General features: G+C 44.5%; 17 protein-coding genes and 1 pseudogene. 6 read left to right on the top strand and 12 right to left on the bottom strand.

Translation table 11 applies throughout. From position 1 onward, the window contains the following. Positions 1-13: 13 nt before the first annotated feature. The 11 genes from GVV58_RS07020 to GVV58_RS06970 all read right to left on the bottom strand — a co-directional run bounded on the left by GVV58_RS07020 (position 14) and on the right by GVV58_RS06970 (position 9,704). Positions 14-805, bottom strand: coding sequence for a DUF4115 domain-containing protein (locus GVV58_RS07020; protein WP_074384029.1), 792 nt, complete (start codon positions 803-805; stop codon positions 14-16). Then, entirely contained in the window at positions 796-1,596 is an 801-nt protein-coding gene (pilW, locus tag GVV58_RS07015; RefSeq protein ID WP_005172689.1) for a type IV pilus biogenesis/stability protein PilW, read from the bottom strand. Before pilW ends, GVV58_RS07020 begins: the two co-directional genes overlap by 10 nt. 14 nt (positions 1,597-1,610) lie before the next feature. Further along, positions 1,611-2,846 carry a 23S rRNA (adenine(2503)-C(2))-methyltransferase RlmN gene (gene rlmN, locus GVV58_RS07010; protein WP_005095669.1) on the bottom strand — a complete coding sequence of 412 codons (1,236 nt, stop codon included), beginning with the start codon at positions 2,844-2,846 and terminating at the stop codon, positions 1,611-1,613. A 122-nt stretch (positions 2,847-2,968) separates the two neighbouring features. Further along, positions 2,969-3,400 (bottom strand): nucleoside-diphosphate kinase, encoded by a 432-nt coding sequence (ndk, locus tag GVV58_RS07005; RefSeq protein ID WP_004647460.1) that lies wholly within the window; start codon positions 3,398-3,400, stop codon positions 2,969-2,971. Positions 3,401-3,510: 110 nt separating this feature from the next. After that, positions 3,511-3,711 (bottom strand): Fe-S cluster assembly protein IscX, encoded by a 201-nt coding sequence (iscX, locus tag GVV58_RS07000; protein ID WP_005172695.1) that lies wholly within the window; start codon positions 3,709-3,711, stop codon positions 3,511-3,513. Between the two features lie 87 nt (positions 3,712-3,798). Next, positions 3,799-4,350 (bottom strand): phosphatase PAP2 family protein, encoded by a 552-nt coding sequence (locus tag GVV58_RS06995; protein WP_005095663.1) that lies wholly within the window; start codon positions 4,348-4,350, stop codon positions 3,799-3,801. Between the two features lie 30 nt (positions 4,351-4,380). Next, positions 4,381-5,652 (bottom strand): glycosyltransferase family 1 protein, encoded by a 1,272-nt coding sequence (locus GVV58_RS06990; protein WP_159516236.1) that lies wholly within the window; start codon positions 5,650-5,652, stop codon positions 4,381-4,383. 91 nt (positions 5,653-5,743) lie between these two features. Then, the gene (locus GVV58_RS06985; RefSeq protein WP_159516235.1) at positions 5,744-5,977 is read right to left on the bottom strand and encodes a hypothetical protein; all 234 of its coding nucleotides are present in this window, start codon (positions 5,975-5,977) and stop codon (positions 5,744-5,746) included. Between the two features lie 390 nt (positions 5,978-6,367). After that, positions 6,368-7,384 carry a ketol-acid reductoisomerase gene (gene ilvC / locus GVV58_RS06980; RefSeq protein ID WP_005172704.1) on the bottom strand — a complete coding sequence of 339 codons (1,017 nt, stop codon included), beginning with the start codon at positions 7,382-7,384 and terminating at the stop codon, positions 6,368-6,370. A 104-nt stretch (positions 7,385-7,488) separates the two neighbouring features. Then, positions 7,489-7,980, bottom strand: coding sequence for an acetolactate synthase small subunit (gene ilvN, locus GVV58_RS06975; protein ID WP_004813125.1), 492 nt, complete (start codon positions 7,978-7,980; stop codon positions 7,489-7,491). Next, positions 7,977-9,704: an acetolactate synthase 3 large subunit gene (locus GVV58_RS06970; RefSeq protein ID WP_034608751.1), complete on the bottom strand. Its 1,728-nt coding sequence runs from the start codon at positions 9,702-9,704 to the stop codon at positions 7,977-7,979. Before GVV58_RS06970 ends, ilvN begins: the two co-directional genes overlap by 4 nt. Before the next feature lie 687 nt (positions 9,705-10,391). Between GVV58_RS06970 and GVV58_RS06965 the strand changes: the two genes are divergently transcribed. From GVV58_RS06965 to holA, 4 genes are all read left to right on the top strand, one after another. Continuing rightward, positions 10,392-10,745: a DUF4124 domain-containing protein gene (locus tag GVV58_RS06965; RefSeq protein WP_100329234.1), complete on the top strand. Its 354-nt coding sequence runs from the start codon at positions 10,392-10,394 to the stop codon at positions 10,743-10,745. Positions 10,746-10,868: 123 nt separating this feature from the next. Further along, positions 10,869-13,490, top strand: a complete 2,622-nt coding sequence (gene leuS, locus GVV58_RS06960) for a leucine--tRNA ligase (RefSeq protein WP_159516234.1) — start codon at positions 10,869-10,871, stop codon at positions 13,488-13,490. Positions 13,491-13,683: 193 nt separating this feature from the next. After that, positions 13,684-14,217: a hypothetical protein gene (locus tag GVV58_RS06955; protein WP_005095647.1), complete on the top strand. Its 534-nt coding sequence runs from the start codon at positions 13,684-13,686 to the stop codon at positions 14,215-14,217. A 9-nt stretch (positions 14,218-14,226) separates the two neighbouring features. Beyond that, the gene (gene holA / locus GVV58_RS06950; RefSeq protein WP_005095645.1) at positions 14,227-15,225 is read left to right on the top strand and encodes a DNA polymerase III subunit delta; all 999 of its coding nucleotides are present in this window, start codon (positions 14,227-14,229) and stop codon (positions 15,223-15,225) included. On the opposite strand, the pseudogene GVV58_RS06945 reads toward holA, so the two are convergent. Further along, positions 15,222-15,670: pseudogene (locus GVV58_RS06945) on the bottom strand (bacteriohemerythrin). The gene holA and the pseudogene GVV58_RS06945 sit on opposite strands and share 4 nt — an antisense overlap. Before the next feature lie 590 nt (positions 15,671-16,260). Between GVV58_RS06945 and GVV58_RS06940 the strand changes: the two are divergent. Both GVV58_RS06940 and GVV58_RS06935 read left to right on the top strand, forming a co-directional pair. Continuing rightward, entirely contained in the window at positions 16,261-17,625 is a 1,365-nt protein-coding gene (locus GVV58_RS06940) for a MacA family efflux pump subunit (RefSeq protein ID WP_159516232.1), read from the top strand. A gap of 2 nt (positions 17,626-17,627) precedes the next feature. Beyond that, on the top strand, positions 17,628-19,604 hold the full coding sequence (locus GVV58_RS06935; protein WP_005172717.1) for a MacB family efflux pump subunit: 1,977 nt from the start codon (positions 17,628-17,630) through the stop codon (positions 19,602-19,604). Positions 19,605-19,607 lie beyond the last annotated feature (3 nt).

The raw sequence follows: 19,607 nt of genomic DNA, 5'->3' as shown, positions 1-19,607 counted from the left end.
TACTCTTGATCTGTTAAGGTGACAAACGGAATTCTGCTTTTCCGTTTACGGTATAAGGTGACAATGAAATATTTTCATTATTCAGGCTGAGTGATACAGCTGCCGCATCATCAAGACGAATCTGGAATGGTGCTTCACCATTGAGTTGCAAACTCGATGCCTGACGGCCAGTCGCTAAAACGTTACCGGCTGAATCGACGATATGCACAGAGGTCGGACGGTTAAAATCGAGTTTTAGCTGGTCGCCAGACAGTGCGGCGCCTGCATCCAGATTCAGAATCTCGATATTGGAAGCACCGACTCCAGAAACTTCACTGCTATTTTGCGAATTACTGCTCGACCAGTTTTGAATCATGGCAAACAGTGCGCCCAAAATTAGCAGCAAGACCAGCGTAATAAAAATGCGCTTTAACCATTTACGGTTACGGTCACGCTTGGAACCTGGCAATTTCCCCATAATTTTGATGGGGGAATTATTCAGCGCATGATTGGGCAACAAACCCGTATCATTGGTATAAATTTCATCAAAACGCTGAATAATAGTCGACGCATCTACACCCAAAAGTTTGGCATAGATCCGGTAATAGCCTTTGATAAAAGTCGCCTCAGGCAAAGACTTATATTCATCCTGCTCAAGTGCAGTCAGGGTTTTGACCGGAATATTCAGCTCTTTGGCCACATTTTCCAGATCACGTTGCTGATTGAGACGAATCTGGCGCAAGTACTCGCCCGGACGTTGAATATTTCCTAACGCATTTGGAGCTACGCTCGAATGATTCGAAGGTGAATTAGGATTTACTTCCATACGGCCTCAGTACTGTACTGTAATTGCAAATAACGTTGGTATTCCTGGCTTTCAGGAAACAATGCACGTAACTGGTTCACCAATACCTGCATCCCCAACTGATCACCACTGGCACGCGCAGTGCGAATGCCAACCCAGAGCGCACGGGCACCCTGATTTTTCTGTCCCACACCACGCGCAAACTGTTGATACAGTTGTGTCGCTGCCGGGAACTGCTGGTTTAAATAAAAAATTTCTGACAACTCTAACATTGATATATATGAATCGCGATTCGCCTGAAGCGCCTGTTTGAATGATTTTTCAGCATTCACCACATCACCCATTTTCAGGTAAATACGTCCCATATTTTCCAGCGCACGGAAACGCTGATCATAACCTAAAGTTGCACCGGCAATGTTAAACTGCTCGATCGCATCATTATAGCGTTCTAGCTGATATAAATACGTGCCATAGTTGTTGCGTGCCTGTGCATTTTTCGGATCTGCCGAAATCGCACGCTTGAAATAAGCATCTGCTTTCTCAAGATTGAGCTGACTACCTTCCTGTTGCAATAGCACGCCCATCATCATATTCGCTTGCGAATCACGCGGAGTCGTTTCGAGTGCCTGATCCAGCGCACGTTTGGCTGCATCTAGGTCACCTGTTCTTAAATATTCTGCCGCCAATTGGGTACGGACTTTGGTGGCTTTTTCAGGATCTTTCTGACCTAAATCTGGCGTTTGACATGCAACCAAAGCTAAAGACACACATACTGTTGAAATCAAAGCAATTTTAGATGTTAGATTTCTCAACTGGCGACCTCTTATTATCCTTGTGAACGCATAATCTCATTTGACTGCGCAATTTTCTTTTTCCACTGTTCCGCACGACGGGTACGATCAGCCACTTGACCTACAAGCTGTCCACACGCCGCATCAATATCATCACCGCGTGTCTGACGAATCGTACACACAAAACCGGCATCAGACAAAGTTTTTTGGAAAGAAATAATGCGGTTACGGCTTGAACGCCCATAAGGCGCGTGCGGGAAAGGGTTGAATGGAATCAAATTAATCTTGCTCGGCAAGTTCTTCAGCAGCTTAATCATTTGCTGTGCATGTTCAGGATGATCATTCACACCATCCAGCATCACATATTCAATGGTGACGTGTTTACGTGAACTTTCATTACCATCTTTGGCAATATAACGCTGACACGCCGCAATCAGTTGTTCTAACGGATATTTCTTGTTGATTGGCACCAGTTCATTACGTAGTTCGTCATTTGGTGCGTGCAATGAAATGGCCAGTGCCACATCAATGTCTTTGACCATTTGATCAATTTTCGGCACCACACCTGATGTCGATAAAGTCACGCGACGTTTCGACATGCCATAAGCAAAGTCGTCGAGCATAATGCGCATGGAATTGAGTACGGCATCGTAGTTAAGCAGTGGTTCGCCCATGCCCATCATGACCACATTCGTGACTGAACGTTCACGATCTGCCACAGGCACATCTTCCATATAGGAATAGTTCGCCACCCACAACTGACCAATGATTTCTGACTGATCTAAATCGCGCTGAAAACCCTGTTTACCGGTTGAACAGAATGAACAGTCCAGTGCGCAGCCCACTTGAGACGAAATACACAAGGTACGACGTAGGCCACTACGATGTTCAGCAGGAATCAATACAGTTTCGACAAGAGAGCCGTCACCATCACCGACACGGAAGACCCATTTCCGGGTACCGTCTTTAGAATAATTTTTATGCACCACTTCGGGCGCTTTAATTTCACAAATACGTTCCAGTTTTTCACGCAGTTTGCCCGAGATATTGGTCATCTCGGCAAAATCGGTCACGAAAAATTGGTGAATCCATTTCATTACCTGCCCGGCACGAAACTTCTTCTCCCCCATATCCTCAAAGAATTTCTCCATTTGCGGACGAGACATGCCGAGTAGGTTCACTTTTTCCACAGCATTCTGCTGTGTGGGAGTGGACGGAGATGGTTGCTGTGCAGCTGAAACTGCAGATACAGCGACGACTTCAGTACTCATGTGTATTACCTAAACCATGTCTAAAGATCAAAGGAGAAGCTCAATATGTGAGCAAAGAATTATTCAAAGAATAAAAAAACCAGATAAGTATAATAACACTTATCTGGTTTGAATACTGCGAATTAACGAGTACGTGGAGCAATCTCAGTTTGAGCGAAGAAGTAGTTAACTTCACGGTCAGCTGATGCTACAGAGTCAGAACCGTGAGCAGCATTTTCGTCGATGCTTACAGCGAAATCTGCACGGATTGTACCAGGAGCAGCTTCTTTAGGATTCGTCGCGCCAAGGATGTCACGGTGAGCAAGAACAGCGTTTTCACCTTCAAGAACTGAAACAACCACTGGACCAGAAGTCATGAAAGCAACAAGATCAGCAAAGAAACCACGTTCTTTGTGCTCAGCGTAGAAGCCTTCAGCTTCAGCTTGAGTCAAGTGTTTCATTTTAGTTGCAACGATTTGAAGACCAGCTTTCTCAAAACGAGCAAAGATGTCGCCGATGTGGTTTTTAGCAACTGCGTCTGGTTTTACGATAGATAAAGTACGTTCGATAGCCATGATAGGCTCCTTAAGTCAATTGTTGACATGAAAATTTGGCGCATTATACCGAGATAATGCGCATTTTTCTGCTTTTACACTGTAAAAATATGCTTTTTTCAATCGGGCACTTAACGCGCTTCGTCAATCCATGCCATTTGAATCGCTTCCAGCAGACCTTCTGTGGATTTAGTCGGGTCATCTGCAAACTCAGGCAAGGCACATACCCAGGCGTGTAAATCAGTAAAACGAATCCACTGCGGATCCACATCTGGATGCGCTTCGTAGAGTTCAATCGCGATATCGAGGGTATCAGTCCAACGTAAACCCATCTCTATTTCTCACCATATTTGCTTTAATGCTGTACTTTAGCAAATTTATAAAAATCTGCGAGCTTTCGCCTCAGTTTTCACTTATTTTTACAACATAATATTGAGATAAGGTGCGCTCAGCACAATGACCACGGCCATCATGCCTCCGATCATTGCCCCAACTGCGACATCACTTGGATAATGCAATCCCAGAATCATGCGCGATAAAGCCACCAGCAGCGTAAAAGGGAGCATCAACAGCAATAATAGCGGTGCAACATAACCCAAGACCGTGGTTGCCATTACCGCATGCAAGGTATGTCCAGACGGAAAACTAAAATGATCCAGCGGCCGCTCACCCAGTCGAATCACCTGATGCACCTGATAAGGTCTTGGACGTACAGTTTTTGTTTTGAGAATTTTATAAATCAGCGTACCGAACGTTCCGCCCAAAATGATATAGAGCATCTGTAGCCCATACTCCAAGCCACGAAGTCCCCATGCAGCAAAACACATCACATACCAAAACACACCATCCCCCAAACGGCTAATGATTTTAAAAAAAGCAGCGATTCGATTTGAGTGGGAGAGATGATTGAGGTAGACACAGCCTTTTAAATCTATTTCTAAAAATTTGAGTTTGGCATTGTGGATTTTCATCATGTTGCTCCCGCTCTTGTTTTAATTAGGTCATTTATTTTGCCTTGTGATTGAGTACAGAACCTGTTCAAACTGCTCTACAGGATGTTGCCATCCGACCTTCTGTGCACAGTGTGAAGCATACACACCCATTCTTCTAAGTGTGTGATAATCTGGTAACTTTAAGATATTGGCTGTTAAATCTTCTTGCAGACCCAGTGAGCTGAGCCAGCCTGTTCGGTCGTGTTGTACATGTAGATGTGCACAAGCATAATCATAAGCAATAACCGGTAGTCCACTGGCCATCGCCTCCAATACCACATTGCCAAAGGTTTCAACCTGACTCGCAAAGCAAAACACATCGGCACTGGCATAGGCTTCAGCAAGCTGTTGACCACGCAAACTCCCGGTAAACACAATCGAAGCATCATGATTCAACTGCTCTAAGCGCTGTCGGTCTGGACCATCTCCGACCACCACCAGACGCACATCCTGACAATGCATATGACGCAATGTGAAATATGCCTGAATCACCACTGGTATTTCTTTTTCAGGCGATAAACGCCCGACATACAACATGACACGGGTCTCTTTGGAAGCTCCCCAGCTCTGGCGTAGGGAATCAGAACGCCATTTAGGTGAAAAGGCTTGTGTATCTACCCCTCGTCCCACCACAACCAGTGGACACATCACTCCAAATTTGCGGAGTGCTTCGGCAGTCTCACGACTCGGTACACAGGTAATTGCGGTATGATTATGAAACCATTTGAGATAATGCTGAATAGGTTTAACCAAAAATGCCAAATCAAAGAAACGGCTAAATTCCTGAAATGGTGAATGAAAACCGCTCGATACAGGAATTTCAAGGAATCTTGCAGTTTGCTGCGCGGCAAGCCCTAATGGGCCTTCTGTGACGATATGCACTACATCGGGTGCAAAGGCTTCTACCGCATGGCGAACCTTTAGAAACTGCGGCCAACCGAACTGTAAGCCTGAATATTTGGGAATACGCTGTGCTTTAACCAAACATTCCCGATAGGGTTGAAATTCAGCACAGATGCCTTTTTGCTCGGGTCGAATCAATAAAATTTTATGCCCCTGTTTTTTCAGCCCTTTGCAGAGTTGTAACAATGAATTTGCTACCCCATTAATTTCAGGTGGCCATGTTTCGGTCACTATGGCAATTTTTAAGCGGGGGCGTACCAAATCTGCAAGCGCAGATGATTTTTGAGGACTTTTCAGACGTTGCTGTTTTAAGTCAAATTGAAAGCCATCAAGGAGTGCTTGTTGTTTTGTTAAGGCTTGGCTGTAGGGCTGATTCATGTCGCACCTATCTTACTTATTTATGTTTTAAGCAAAGCATAGGTGTTCTGTGTGACTGTTTGATGAAGTAGCAAAAACTTAATAATGGGTGCTATGCAACCCGAAATGAGCCTTCTGAATTGAATATCATTTTGGCTGTAGAAGCTTTTTGATCTTTAATAGTTAGAATTAATCCTTTGTAGTAATTAGGGTCATTACAATCAATAAATACATCACGCTTAAAAATATCTTTTATCTCAAAAACTAAATTGCTCTCAATAAAATCATTAATATTTATTAGATTCTTTTCTGTACTAATCTCAAATCCTAAGCATTTAACTTTCATGCATTTTCCAATAAAAAAATCCCATAATAACGAGGTCTTTATAGCATGAAATTCAACCAAAATAAGTATTAATTCTTTTCCTTATCAACGATTTTGTTTACTTGAATCCACGGTACGAAAAAAATAAAGCACTGCTTTATTCTTCTTGAGGCACGTAACGTTAATACTAACTTCATTATCACACAAAAAAAGCCCCTGTTAAAAACAGGGGCTTTTTGACTTAGACATTAGAACTTAGTTCTTTTCTTTGTCTACGATTTTGTTTGCTTGAATCCAAGGTACGAAAAAGATGTAAGCACTGCTTACATCTTTTGAGGCACGTAACACCAAAAATAAAAAACCCACTCAAAATGAGTGGGTCTTCGCATTCAAATCAATTGATTCGAGAAATTAGTTTTTCTCTTTATCAACAATTTTATTTGCTTGAATCCAAGGCATCATCGCACGAAGTTTGTTACCCGTTACTTCGATACCGTGAGCAGCGTTTTGACGACGACGTGCAGTCATAGATGGGTAGTTTAAAGCACCTTCTTGAATGAACATCTTCGCGTATTCGCCAGATTGAATACGTTTAAGTGCATTACGCATCGCTTCACGAGACTGCTCGTTAATTACTTCAGTACCCGTTACATATTCACCATATTCAGCGTTGTTCGATACTGAGTAGTTCATATCCGCGATACCGCCTTCGAACATCAAGTCAACGATCAATTTAAGCTCGTGTAGACATTCGAAGTACGCCATTTCAGGCGCATAACCAGCTTCAACCAAAGTTTCGAAGCCCATTTTAACCAGTTCAACTGCACCACCACAAAGAACTGCTTGCTCACCGAAAAGGTCAGTTTCAGTTTCTTCACGGAATGAAGTTTCGATAATACCAGTACGGCCGCCACCTACGCCTGAAGCATAAGAAAGTGCAACGTTACGCGCGTTACCAGATGCATCCTGGTGAATTGCGATTAAGTCAGGAACACCTGAACCACGCTGGTATTCAGAACGTACTGTGTGACCAGGTGCTTTAGGCGCAACCATGATTACGTCAAGGTCAGCACGTGGAACAACTTGGTTGTAAAGAATCGAGAAACCGTGAGCAAACGCTAAAGTAGCACCTTGCTTGATGTTTGGCTCAATCTCGTCACGATAAAGTTGAGATTGGAATTCGTCTGGCGTCAAGATCATGACTACGTCAGCTTGCGCTACAGCAGCAGCAACTTCAGCAACTTTAAGACCTGAATTTTCAGCTTTTTTCCAAGAAGTAGAGTTCGCACGTAAACCTACAGTGACATCAACGCCAGAATCTTTCAGGTTAAGCGCATGCGCGTGACCTTGTGAACCGTAACCAATGATCGCTACTTTCTTAGATTGGATGATAGATAAGTCAGTGTCTTTATCGTAAAAAATTTGCATTGCTGTCTCCGCTTAATGCTTGTTTGTCTGTTTAAATCAGGCAATGACCCTTGTATTTACATTGCCTGATACCCCCTTCTTATTAGGATGAGGAAATATTTAAATTAGATGGTTAAAACTTTTTCGCCGCGCGCGATACCTGAAACACCTGAACGAACCACTTCTAAAATGGTGTGTTCTGCAAGTGCATCAATAAATGCATCAACTTTTTCAGTCGTACCTGCAATTTGAATGGTATAAGTCGTTGGTGTTACATCGACAATCTGACCACGGAAAATATCTGCCGTACGCTTAATTTCGTCGCGAGATGAACCCAGTGCTTTGACTTTGATCAGCATCAGTTCACGCTCAATGTGAGCACCTTCAGACAGGTCAACCACTTTCACCACTTCAACCAGTTTGTTCAATTGCTTGGTGATTTGCTCAATCTTGTGATCATCGCCATAAGTGGTCAAAGTCAAACGAGAAAGTGTTGGATCTTCAGTTGGCGCAACGTTTAATGTTTCGATGTTGTAGCCACGCTGTGAGAATAAGCCCACTAAACGGGAAAGCGCACCTGCTTCATTTTCAACAAGTACAGAGATGATATGTCTCATGCTGTGCGCTCCCCTTTTGCTAACCACATATCTTGCATCGATTGACCTGCAATCAACATCGGATAAACATGCTCAGTACGATCAACCATGACGTTAATAAATACGCACTTGTCGTTAATTGCCATCGCTTCTGCAAGTTTCGACTCAAGCTCATCGGCATGATCAATCTGAATACCGACGTGACCATACGCTTCCATCAACTTGGCAAAGTCAGGCAGTGACTCTACATAAGAGCTAGAATGACGACCTTCGTAATTCATGTCCTGCCATTGTTTCACCATACCTAAAGCACGGTTATTCAGGCACAAGATTTTTACGTTCAAGCCATATTGCTTACAGGTCGAAAGCTCTTGGATACACATCTGAATCGACGCTTCACCCGTAATACACACCACCTGTTGATCCGGGAAGGCAAGCTTCGCAGCCATCGCATAAGGCAAACCTACACCCATGGTGCCTAGGCCACCTGAGTTGATCCATTGACGCGGACGCTTGTATTTGTAATACATCGCACCAAACATTTGATGCTGGCCTACGTCCGAAGTAATGATCGCTTCGCCATTGGTCACTTTATCCAATACCTGAACCACTTGTTGTGGCTTCATCACACCATCAACACCTGCTGCATAACGACCGCCATGCACTTTGCGCCATTCATTAATCTGAGACCACCATGCCGCAATCACTTCAGGATTTGGCTTGGAAACATTGAGCTGTTTCAACTGGTTCAACATTTCAGTCAATACCGGCTCTACCGCACCGACAATTGGAATGTGCGCCATAATGGTTTTTGAAATCGTCGCCGGGTCGATGTCAATATGAATCACTTTGGCATTCGGGCAGAATTTTGCCGGATTGTTGGTGACACGGTCATCGAAGCGCGCGCCTACACACAGAATCACATCTGCATTGTGCATGGTCATGTTGGCTTCATAAGTACCGTGCATACCGAGCATACCGATGAACTGTTCATCATCACCCGGGAATGCGCCCAAGCCCATTAAGGTATTGGTTACCGGATAGCCCAATAAATGCGCAAGCTCTGTCAATTGTGCAGATGCATTGCCTTGAACCACACCACCACCCGAGTAAATTACTGGGCGCTTAGCATTGACTAATTCTTCAATCGCTTTACGAATTTGACCTGAGTGACCACGAAACGGTGGCTGATACGAACGCATCTTCACTTTTTCCGGGTATTCGTAAGCAAATTTTTCTGCAGGATTGGTCGCATCTTTAGGAATATCGATTACGACAGGGCCTGGACGACCAGATGACGCGATATAGAATGCTTTTTTGATGATTGCAGGAATTTCGCTGGCATGACGCACCTGGAAACTATGCTTCACGATTGGACGTGAAATGCCGACCATATCGGTTTCCTGGAATGCATCTTCACCAATCAGATGACTCGCAACCTGACCTGACAAAATCACCATCGGGATTGAGTCCATATAGGCCGTTGCAATTGGCGTTACCGTATTGGTTGCGCCCGGACCTGAGGTCACCAACACCACACCGGTCTTACCTGTAACGCGTGAGTAAGCATCCGCCATGTGACCGGCAGCTTGTTCGTGACGTACGAGGTAATGATTGATTTTGTCTTGTTGAAATAGCGCATCATAAATATGAAGAACTGCGCCGCCTGGATATCCAAAAACATGTTCAACGCCTTCGTCCGCTAATGCGCGAACAAGCATTTCACCACCAGATAGAAGTTCCAACGTGATTCACCCTAATATTATGACACTGCACAAATGGGAGGCATTTGCAGTGTTTCATTTGTTAACTGTCTGCACTGTTATAGCACACAAATTTCATAGTTTTCATAGCAATAGGAAAAAAATCTGATCTCTTGGCTGTTCGAGCAATACAAGACCTAAAACATGTTGGGATAAACATATTTTGCTTAGCTTTGTTCAATTTCTCGGCTAGAGAAATCGCCCACTGCATGAAATGACACTTAGTCGAAGGGTGATCGATTAAGGCATATAAAACTATTGCAGCATTCTTGTGTTTTCAGGCTTTAAAGTCAAGTTTAAAAAACAGGCAATATGCGCTTAAAAACACCTGATTTGCTGTTTTTAACAGCGATCTAGAGCAAGGACAGTAATAAAGAATTAATCTAATAATATTTAATCCAATAAAATTCATAAACTTATATATTTAATTTTATAAATTTTTAGCATGTCTTATATAAAAAAAATGAATGAATTTTTAATAAATCCAGTGAAGTTGTTTATCAATAAATTTTGTGTCTGAAAATTTGCTCACCACTTCTACAAACGAGATGCAGAAGCTGTTCGACCCTTAATCATGAATAGAGCGGATAAAAATTCATTATTTTTACTGTGAAAATCACTACAATGTTTTGTAGTATTTTATGGCTAGAACACAGAGGCTCAAAAACAATGAAAATATCTTTTTTAACTGCCTTAAGTCTGAGTTGTGCAATTTCTCTGGGCATCTGTAGCAGCAGTGCTTCAGCGATCCAGTATCATAAATGGGTCGATGCGAAAGGCGTCACGCATTATACCAAGACGCCACCGCCGAAATCTGCAAAAAAAGCCACCACAGTGGATACTTATGGCTGGAAAAATTCAGCACCGACATCACCTAGAATGGCTGAAACTGAAGTTCAAACCGAGAACACAGCACAAGAAAAACAGCAACAAGCCCCTCAAGTTCCTGCGAATCAGGACCAGCAACAACGTGAAGCCAACGAAGCCTTGCAGCAATCTAAAAATCGTGCAGTCGCTTTATAAGACACCTCCATATAGAACAGCGTGTTTTTTCTTCGGGAAATGCCGGCGCAAAATTCACTTTTAGGTGCATTTTGCGCTATGCTGTGCAACAGACTTTTTTCACCGTAATTCACTGATACGTTTATGACTACTCACATTGATTCCGAATATCAAGCCAGTGCGATTGAGCCTCAAGTCCAACAGGATTGGGAATCTCGCAAAGCCTTTAAAGTTGCCGACAAAGTAGAAGGTCCTCGTCGTTATATTCTCTCGATGTTCCCTTACCCAAGTGGCAAGCTGCATATGGGTCATGTGCGTAACTATACGATTGGTGACGTGATCAGCCGTTTTCATCGCTTAAAAGGTGAAACGGTCCTGCAACCAATGGGTTGGGATGCTTTCGGTCTACCTGCTGAAAACGCAGCGATTGCACATCAGGTTGCACCAGCAAAATGGACTTTCGAAAATATCGCCTACATGCGCGACCAGTTAAAAAAACTCGGTCTTGCAGTAGATTGGGATCGTGAATTTGCGACCTGTACCCCTGAATACTATCGCTGGGAACAATGGTTATTTGTTCAGCTTTATAAAAAAGGCCTGATCTACCGTAAACTTTCTACAGTGAACTGGGATCCAGTGGATCAGACTGTTCTTGCCAACGAACAGGTTGAAAATGGTCGCGGCTGGCGTTCAGGCGCATTGGTGGAAAAACGTGATATTCCAATGTACTACTTCCGCATTACCGATTATGCGCAAGAGTTACTTGACGACCTAGACACGCTTAAAGATGGCTGGCCACAACAGGTCTTGACCATGCAGCGTAACTGGATTGGTCGCTCACAAGGGATGGATATTACTTTCCCTTCAGCAAATCCAGAAATCTATGCAGACGGTTTAACGGTATTCACTACTCGTGCCGATACCTTAATGGGTGTAACGTATGTTGCAGTTGCAGCAGAACACCCGATGGCGCTGAAAGCGGCTGAAACAAACCCAGAATTGGCTGCATTCATTGAAGAATGCCGTATGGGTTCTGTGGCAGAAGCGGATCTTGCGACTGCTGAAAAGAAAGGCATGGCAACCGGTCTTTCTGTGAAGCATCCTGTGACTGGCGAGGAAGTTCCGGTTTGGATCGCCAACTATGTATTGATGTCTTATGGTTCTGGTGCGGTGATGGCGGTTCCATCACACGATGAACGTGACTTCGAATTTGCCAACAAATATGGCCTGACCATCAAGCAAGTGATTGATACCAAAGGCGCAGACGATGCGGACTTTAATGCAACTCAATGGCAAGAATGGTACGGCTCTAAAGAAGGTAAACTGATTAATTCAGGCGAATTTGACGGTTTGGATTTCCAGGGTGCATACGATGCATTCCTTGCTAAATTAGAACCAACAGGCCTGGCAAGTTCTAAAGTTCAATTCCGTTTACGTGACTGGGGTGTATCTCGTCAGCGTTATTGGGGCTGTCCAATTCCAATGATCAACTGTAACACCTGTGGTCAGGTACCAGTGCCAGAAGATCAACTTCCTGTGGTTCTTCCGACTGACGTTGTTCCAGATGGTTCAGGTAACCCACTGAACAAAATGCCTGAGTTCTATGAAACGACTTGTCCATGTTGTGGTGGCGACGCACGTCGTGAAACAGATACGCTGGATACCTTCGTGGAATCATCTTGGTACTATGCACGTTATGCATCTCCAGACTTTACCGATGGTATGGTGAAACCTGAAGCGGGTCAAACCTGGTTGCCTGTGAACCAATACATCGGTGGTGTTGAACACGCAATTCTACATTTGTTATATGCACGCTTCTTCCACAAATTGATGCGTGATGAAGGCGTGGTACAAGGCAATGAACCATTCACCAATCTGCTTACTCAAGGTATGGTGCTAGCAGATACCTTCTATCGTGAAGCTGAATCTGGCAAGAAAACCTGGTTTAACCCGGCGGATATCGAACTTGAAAAAGACGAAAAAGGCCGTGTGCTTTCTGCCAAATATAAAGAAGATGGCCAGGAAGTTGTGGTTGGCGGTCAGGAAAAAATGTCGAAATCGAAAAATAACGGTATCGACCCGCAATCAATTATTGACCAGTATGGCGCAGATACGGCACGTGTGTTCATGATGTTCGCGGCTCCACCTGATCAATCACTTGAATGGTCTGATGCCGGTGTTGAAGGTGCAAACCGCTTCCTGAAACGTGTATGGCGTTTAGCAACAGGCTTCCTTGAAAAAGCGAATACTGCTGCCAGCATCGACAAAACTGCTCTTTCAACGGCTGCGCAAGACCTACGTCGTAAAACTCACGAAACCATCCAAAAAGTCGGTGATGACATCGAACGTCGTCATGCATTTAACACTGCGATTGCTGCATTGATGGAACTTCTAAACGCGAACAACAAGTTTGAAGCCCAAGATGACAATGACGTTGCTGTTGCACGTGAATCGATTACCACGCTGTTAACTTTACTTGCACCATTTGCACCGCATTTAAGCCAGACTTTATTGGCTGAATTTGGGATTGAATTGAATTCAACTTTATTCCCTGCGGTAGATGAATCTGCGCTGACACGTAATACACAAACGATTGTGGTTCAAGTCAACGGTAAACTCCGTGGTAAGTTAGAAGTATCAGTCGATGCTTCTAAAGATGATATTTTGGCGCAAGCCAAAGCATTGCCTGAAGTTCAACAATTCTTGACTGGCCCAACCAAGAAAGAAATTGTGGTACCGAATAAATTAGTGAATTTGGTGGTTTAAGAATCCACCTCTCCCTAACCCTCTCCTAGAAGGAGAGGGAAATTTCCTTCTCCCTCTGGGAGAAGGTTAGGATGAGGGAACAAAAGGATTTCACAATTCCCAAACAAAGCCCGTTGCCAGCCAACGGGCTTTGACTTTACAATCCAGTTCAGGATTTCAAATATTCCCCTTCGGGAAGCATAGAGGGCAACACATGCATTTGGGCAAACGTTTAGCAGCAATTGTTTTAACTTGTGGTCTGAGTGCAGGCTTAGTCGGCTGTGGTTTTCATCTGAAAGGAACCAATCCGAGCTCCGCACCTGTTGCTTACTCTGTCATGAGCCTGTCTTTACCGCCCAATACTGAAGAACTGCAAGAAAAACTGGCAGTTTACCTCGGTGCTGCAGGCGTACAGCTAAGTAATGCACCTAATGCTTATGTATTGCGTGTTCTCGATTACACGCCGCGCCGCTTAGAATTAAACGGCAAGCTGGTAGAAACCTTGCTGCGTTTAAATGTAACCTTCCGCATTGAAGATGCGCAAGGCAATCCGGTGACCGAACCACGCACTGTGGTGGCAACGCGTACTTATCAATATGACATTGAAACAGTCAACACTGATGACCAGGAACAAAAGTTTTTGAATCAGGTGATTATTGATGATGTGGCACAGCAGATCGCGCGTCAGATTTCATCGAACCGCCTCCCCTTGGCCAAACAAAATACCCCAGCGCAACCTGCTCAATAAGAACGCCTTATGAAACTTGACTATCTGCAAGCCCTAAAACGTGTCGATGAAGCTCGCGGTGCCTGGGTCTTGCATGGTCAAGAGCCTTTGCTAGAACAAAACCTGATCGATGCCTTTCGCGCACATTGGCAAGCCAAAGATATCGAACGTCAACGTTATGATGTCAGTTCAGTTTCTGAGTGGAAAAATGTCTTTAATGCATTGAACAGTTTGTCATTGTTCTCAACCCAACTGGCAGTTGAAGTGCATGGCAATATCAAACCAGATGCCAGTAGCCTCAAACTGCTGAAAAGCTATTTACAACAAGACAGTGATAATCTGCTATTGGTCGTTATGCCCAAGCAAGATGCGAGCAGCCTCAAATCCAGCTTCTTCCAGACGGTTGAGGCCAATGGTGTCTGCGTTGCGCTTACTGCAAATTATCCACGCGATCGTCAGCAAATTTTGGCAGTTGAAGCAGAGAAACTGGGGATTAAACTGGCCCATGATGCCTGGCAATGGCTGGAACAGCATCATGAGCACAACTTGCTGGCAGCCAAAAACAGCCTGATGCGGGTCAGTGACACCTTTGCAGAAGTTGATGTGATTCAGATTGATCATTTATATGCCTGCTTACAGGATCAATCACGCTATAGCACCTATGATTTGAGTGATGCCCTGCTGCAAGGCAATCTCTCGCAATCGATCAAGATTTTCCAGTATCTGGTCGCTTCAGGTGAACCGATGAGCCTGATCTTATGGAGCCTGAGCAAGGAAATGCGTCTGTTGATGCAACTGTTTGAACAGCCGCAAAATGCCTTGCAAATTGGAATCTGGAAAACCAAAGTCGGGCTATATCAGCAAGCTTTACGCCGTCTCAGCCCACAACGCTTTTTGAGCTGGCCCCAGCTGTTAATCCGTATTGATGCAGCCATTAAAGGAATGTCCAAAGAGAACCCTGAACATCTCATCTTACAGGCCATTGCTGAAATGTGCGGTCAACGCTTATTTTTAGCGCCGAGTGCTTAACCAAAGAAACGTGCAAACCAGCCCTTGCTTTTTTGCTTTCCTGAGCACGTAAATAACTCAACATATTATCGCGCACTGCATCGACATAGTCCTGATCATCATGTTGAATATGATTGATCAGCCATTTGGACAATAAACGATATAAATCATTTTCAATCGATTCTCCCTTCTCGAACTTGAGACGATAATCATTGAGTCGTTTCACAAATAATTCATGTATACCGCGATGCGAAGGTAGGTATTGATAACTGACCTGTTCCAGCAGGTTTTCTTCAAAGCTGAAATGTGACTGGGTATAATCGATTAAATCCTCCAAGACCTCTTTGATTCGATCGCGATCTCCTGTGCTTTTTACCTGCTCCAAAGCATTGATATAATCTAAAATTTGACGGTGCTGATTATCGATTACGTCGATTCCAATATTATAGCTTTCATTCCATTCCATCGTTAAACCCTCATCAATGTTGCGAGCAAAGTTGTATTATTTTTGCACAATAAATGTGCGTTTTCTTCTTAAGTGGTAAAACCATAATTTTTTTATGGAATTAAATCTTACAAGCTTTATTTATTTAAATCCATATATAAAACATGGGTTTTTAATTTTTTTTTCTACTTAATTTTCAACTGGTTTTTGCTCTCTGGACTAGAGGGAGGAAAATTAAGCCAGAAACAGCCTTAAAACAAATATCACACAACAAATCTAGTATGTTTGGTCTTATGTCTTTATTGATTCACACTCGATTTTATTTGTGCAGCGCTTTGATTGAAAAAATACTGTTGGGGACAGTGATCATTTTATTCAAGAGTCACCTGATGATCTTTTAAATAGGATCGATGTTATCTATAGAGGGTCAAATCCTGTTATCAATGTCAGAACAAGCAATTCATGGAGCATTTTAAAATGGTCTGTATGGACGATATTTTCAGAAATCAGCCAATAGAAAATAATTCTCATTATAATTCAAAAAATTCACGATTTATCCCAATTTCGCTTTTATAATCAATCCCTATCTTTGATCCGAATTCGTACTCAATATGCCAAAAATAAAACCGACGAAACTAATTATGGCCGCCGTGATTGCCATTGTGTTAATCGCTGCGGGGTGGTATTTCCTCAAACCTAAAGAACAGCCGCCACAGTATATTACTGCTGAAGTAACACAGGGTGATATTGAAAGTTCTGTACTGGCGACCGGTATTTTAGAAGCCACCAAAATGGTCAGCGTAGGTGCCCAGGTTTCTGGCCAGGTGAGACAAATGTATGTGGAACTCGGTGATCAGGTTAAACAGGGTCAGCTGATTGCACGAATTGATTCTGTTCGTCAGGAAAATGATTTAAAAACTGCTGAAGCCAGCATTAAAAACCAGATGGCACAGCTTGCAGTGAGACAGGCGAATCTGGCCAAAGTTGAAGCTGAATACAATCGTCAGAAAGCCATGTATGCACAGGATGCAACTTCCCGTTCAGAGCTGGAATCTGCATTTGCCAGTTATAAAACGGCTCAGGCCGATATCACGGCAATCAATGCACAGATCGAACAGTCGCGCCTGACCTTGGCAACTGCCAAAGAAGACTTGGGTTATACCCAGATTGTGGCACCGATGGATGGCACGATTGTGGCGATTGTGACCGAAGAAGGTCAAACCGTGAATGCCAATCAAAGTGCACCGACCATTGTGAAACTGGCCAAGCTCGACACCATGACCATCAAAGCAGAAATTTCTGAAGCAGATGTGATGAAAGTGGAAGAAGGCCAAACCGTTTATTTCACCACACTGGGCAATAACGAGAAAAAGATTTACGCCAAACTGCGTCAGGTTGAACCTGCACCCAATTCGATTAATACCGATTCAAATACATCTGGTTCATCGTCAAGTTCTGCGGTGTATTACAACGCTTTATTTGATGTGCCAAATGAAGACGGCAAACTGCGTATTGATATGACGGCGCAAGTTTATATCGTGCTGGATGAAGCTAAAAATGTGCTGACCATTCCAGCCGCTGCGATTCAGAGCTCAAATCGTCCGGCACGTGCCAATCGGGATGAAGGTTCTCGCGGAGAAGGTTCCCGTAGCGAAGCTAATCCAGCAGCACGTCCTGAAACTGAATCGTCTCAAGGCAATCGTCCTGCCGCTGAACGCCCTGCCCGCCTAAATCTGTCTGACGCTGAAATTGCTCTGATTGAACAAGGCAAAGCGCAACGTGCCATGGTTCGTGTCTTGCAAGCCGATGGTACTGCAAAACCAACCCCTGTGCTGATCGGTTTGAATAACCGTGCCACTGCACAAGTGCTGAAAGGTTTAAAACGTGGTGATCAGGTGGTGATTGCCGATGGTTCTGATACTTCCAATGATGCAGCAAAACGCGGTGGTAATAGCCGTGGCCCAATGAGAATGTAAGCATGAATTCACAACAACAGCCTCTGCTCGAGGTGAAAAATCTGGTACGTGAATTCCCTGCGGGTGAGGGCACAGTCCAGATTTTAAAAGGGGTGAATCTGGAGATTTATCCGGGTGAACTGGTGGCGATTGTCGGCCAGTCCGGTTCGGGCAAATCAACCCTGATGAATATTCTGGGTTGTCTGGATAAACCGACCACCGGCAGCTACAAGGTCAAAGGCCGTGAAACCCGGGAACTGGAAGCAGATGAACTGGCGCAGTTACGTCGTGAATATTTCGGCTTTATTTTTCAGCGTTATCACCTGCTCGGCGATTTAAACGCAGCAGGCAATGTCGAAGTCCCTGCCATTTATGCGGGTGCAGATTCATCGGAACGGCATGCGCGTGCGGTCAAAATTCTGACCGATCTGGGTCTGGGTGAAAAAACCCAGAATCGTCCGAGTCAACTGTCAGGCGGTCAACAGCAACGTGTGTCAATTGCCCGTGCACTGATGAATGGCGGTGATGTGATTCTGGCCGATGAGCCGACAGGTGCCTTAGACAAGAACAGCGGTATTGAAGTGATGCGTATTTTGCGCGAACTGAATGCCAAGGGTCATACCATCATTCTGGTTACGCATGATCATAATGTGGCAAAAAACGCAACACGAATCATTGAAATTTCAGACGGAAATATCATTTCCGATCAGCCGAATGTGCCTGAAGCCGAAGACCATCTGGAAAAGCAGCCGCTGATCCGTAATCAACAAAAGAAGATTTCTTCATGGCGTTCTGCGGTTGACCGTCTCGGTGAAGCCTTCCGCATGGCATTGCTGGCCATGAATGCGCATCGCATGCGGACTTTCCTGACCATGCTCGGAATCATTATCGGTATCGCTTCGGTGGTCTCGGTGGTCGCACTGGGCAATGGCTCACAAAAACAGATTCTGGAAAATATCAGCAGTCTGGGCACCAATACCATTACCGTATTTCAGGGTCGAGGCTTTGGGGACAATTCCAGATCTTCTCAGTCCAAAACCCTGATTCCGGCCGATGCCGATGCACTGGCCGAACAACCGTATGTCGATGGCGTCAGTCCCTCTGTGAACAGCAGTGTTACCGGCCGTTATAAAGAAATTGAAGCCTCAACCACGGTCAATGGCGTCAGTGAAGATTTCTTCTATGTGCGTGGCATGACTTTCCAGTCCGGTCAGCCCTTTGACCGCAGTAGCGTCATGCAACAGGCACAAGATGTTGTCATTGACACCAATACCAAAAATACCTTCTTTAAAGATGGTACTAATCCGGTGGGACAGGTGATTTTACTCGGTAGCGTCCCGAGCCGGATTATCGGGGTGATTGATGCACAAAAAGGCATGATGGGCAATAATGACAGCCTGAATGTCTACCTGCCGTATTCTACCGTGATGAGTCGTATGCTGGGGCAATCTAACGTTCGCAGCATCATTGTGCGGATTAAGGATGAATACCCAAGTGCGGCGGCTGAAAATGCAATTTTAAACCTGTTGGTACAGCGCCATGGCGCGCAGGACGTGTTTACCCAGAATGCCGACAGTATTCGTGAAACCATTCAGCAGACCACAGCGACTATGACGCTTTTAATTTCGGCGATTGCGGTGATTTCACTGGTGGTCGGCGGGATCGGGGTGATGAATATCATGCTGGTGTCCGTGACTGAACGTACTCAGGAAATTGGGGTACGTATGGCAGTAGGTGCACGCCAAAGTGATATTTTGCAGCAATTCCTGATTGAAGCAGTGCTGGTGTGTATTTTAGGCGGTATTTTGGGGGTGCTGCTCTCGCTCGGGATTGGCCAGCTAATTACCCACTTTGCTGGCGGTACTTTCCAGATGGCCTATTCAACCACTTCGATTGTAGCTGCCTTTGTCTGCTCAAGCCTGATTGGAATTGTGTTTGGCTTTATCCCGGCACGTAATGCCGCTCGTCTGAATCCAGTCGATGCGCTTTCTCGCGAATAAGGA

It is taken from the genome of Acinetobacter sp. 18QD2AZ41W, from assembly GCF_009829025.1.
In the GTDB taxonomy this organism is placed as follows: Bacteria; Pseudomonadota; Gammaproteobacteria; order Pseudomonadales; family Moraxellaceae; genus Acinetobacter; species Acinetobacter pseudolwoffii.
The sequence above is the reverse complement of the archived record's forward strand: the minus strand, read 5'-3'. Positions and strand labels throughout refer to the sequence as shown.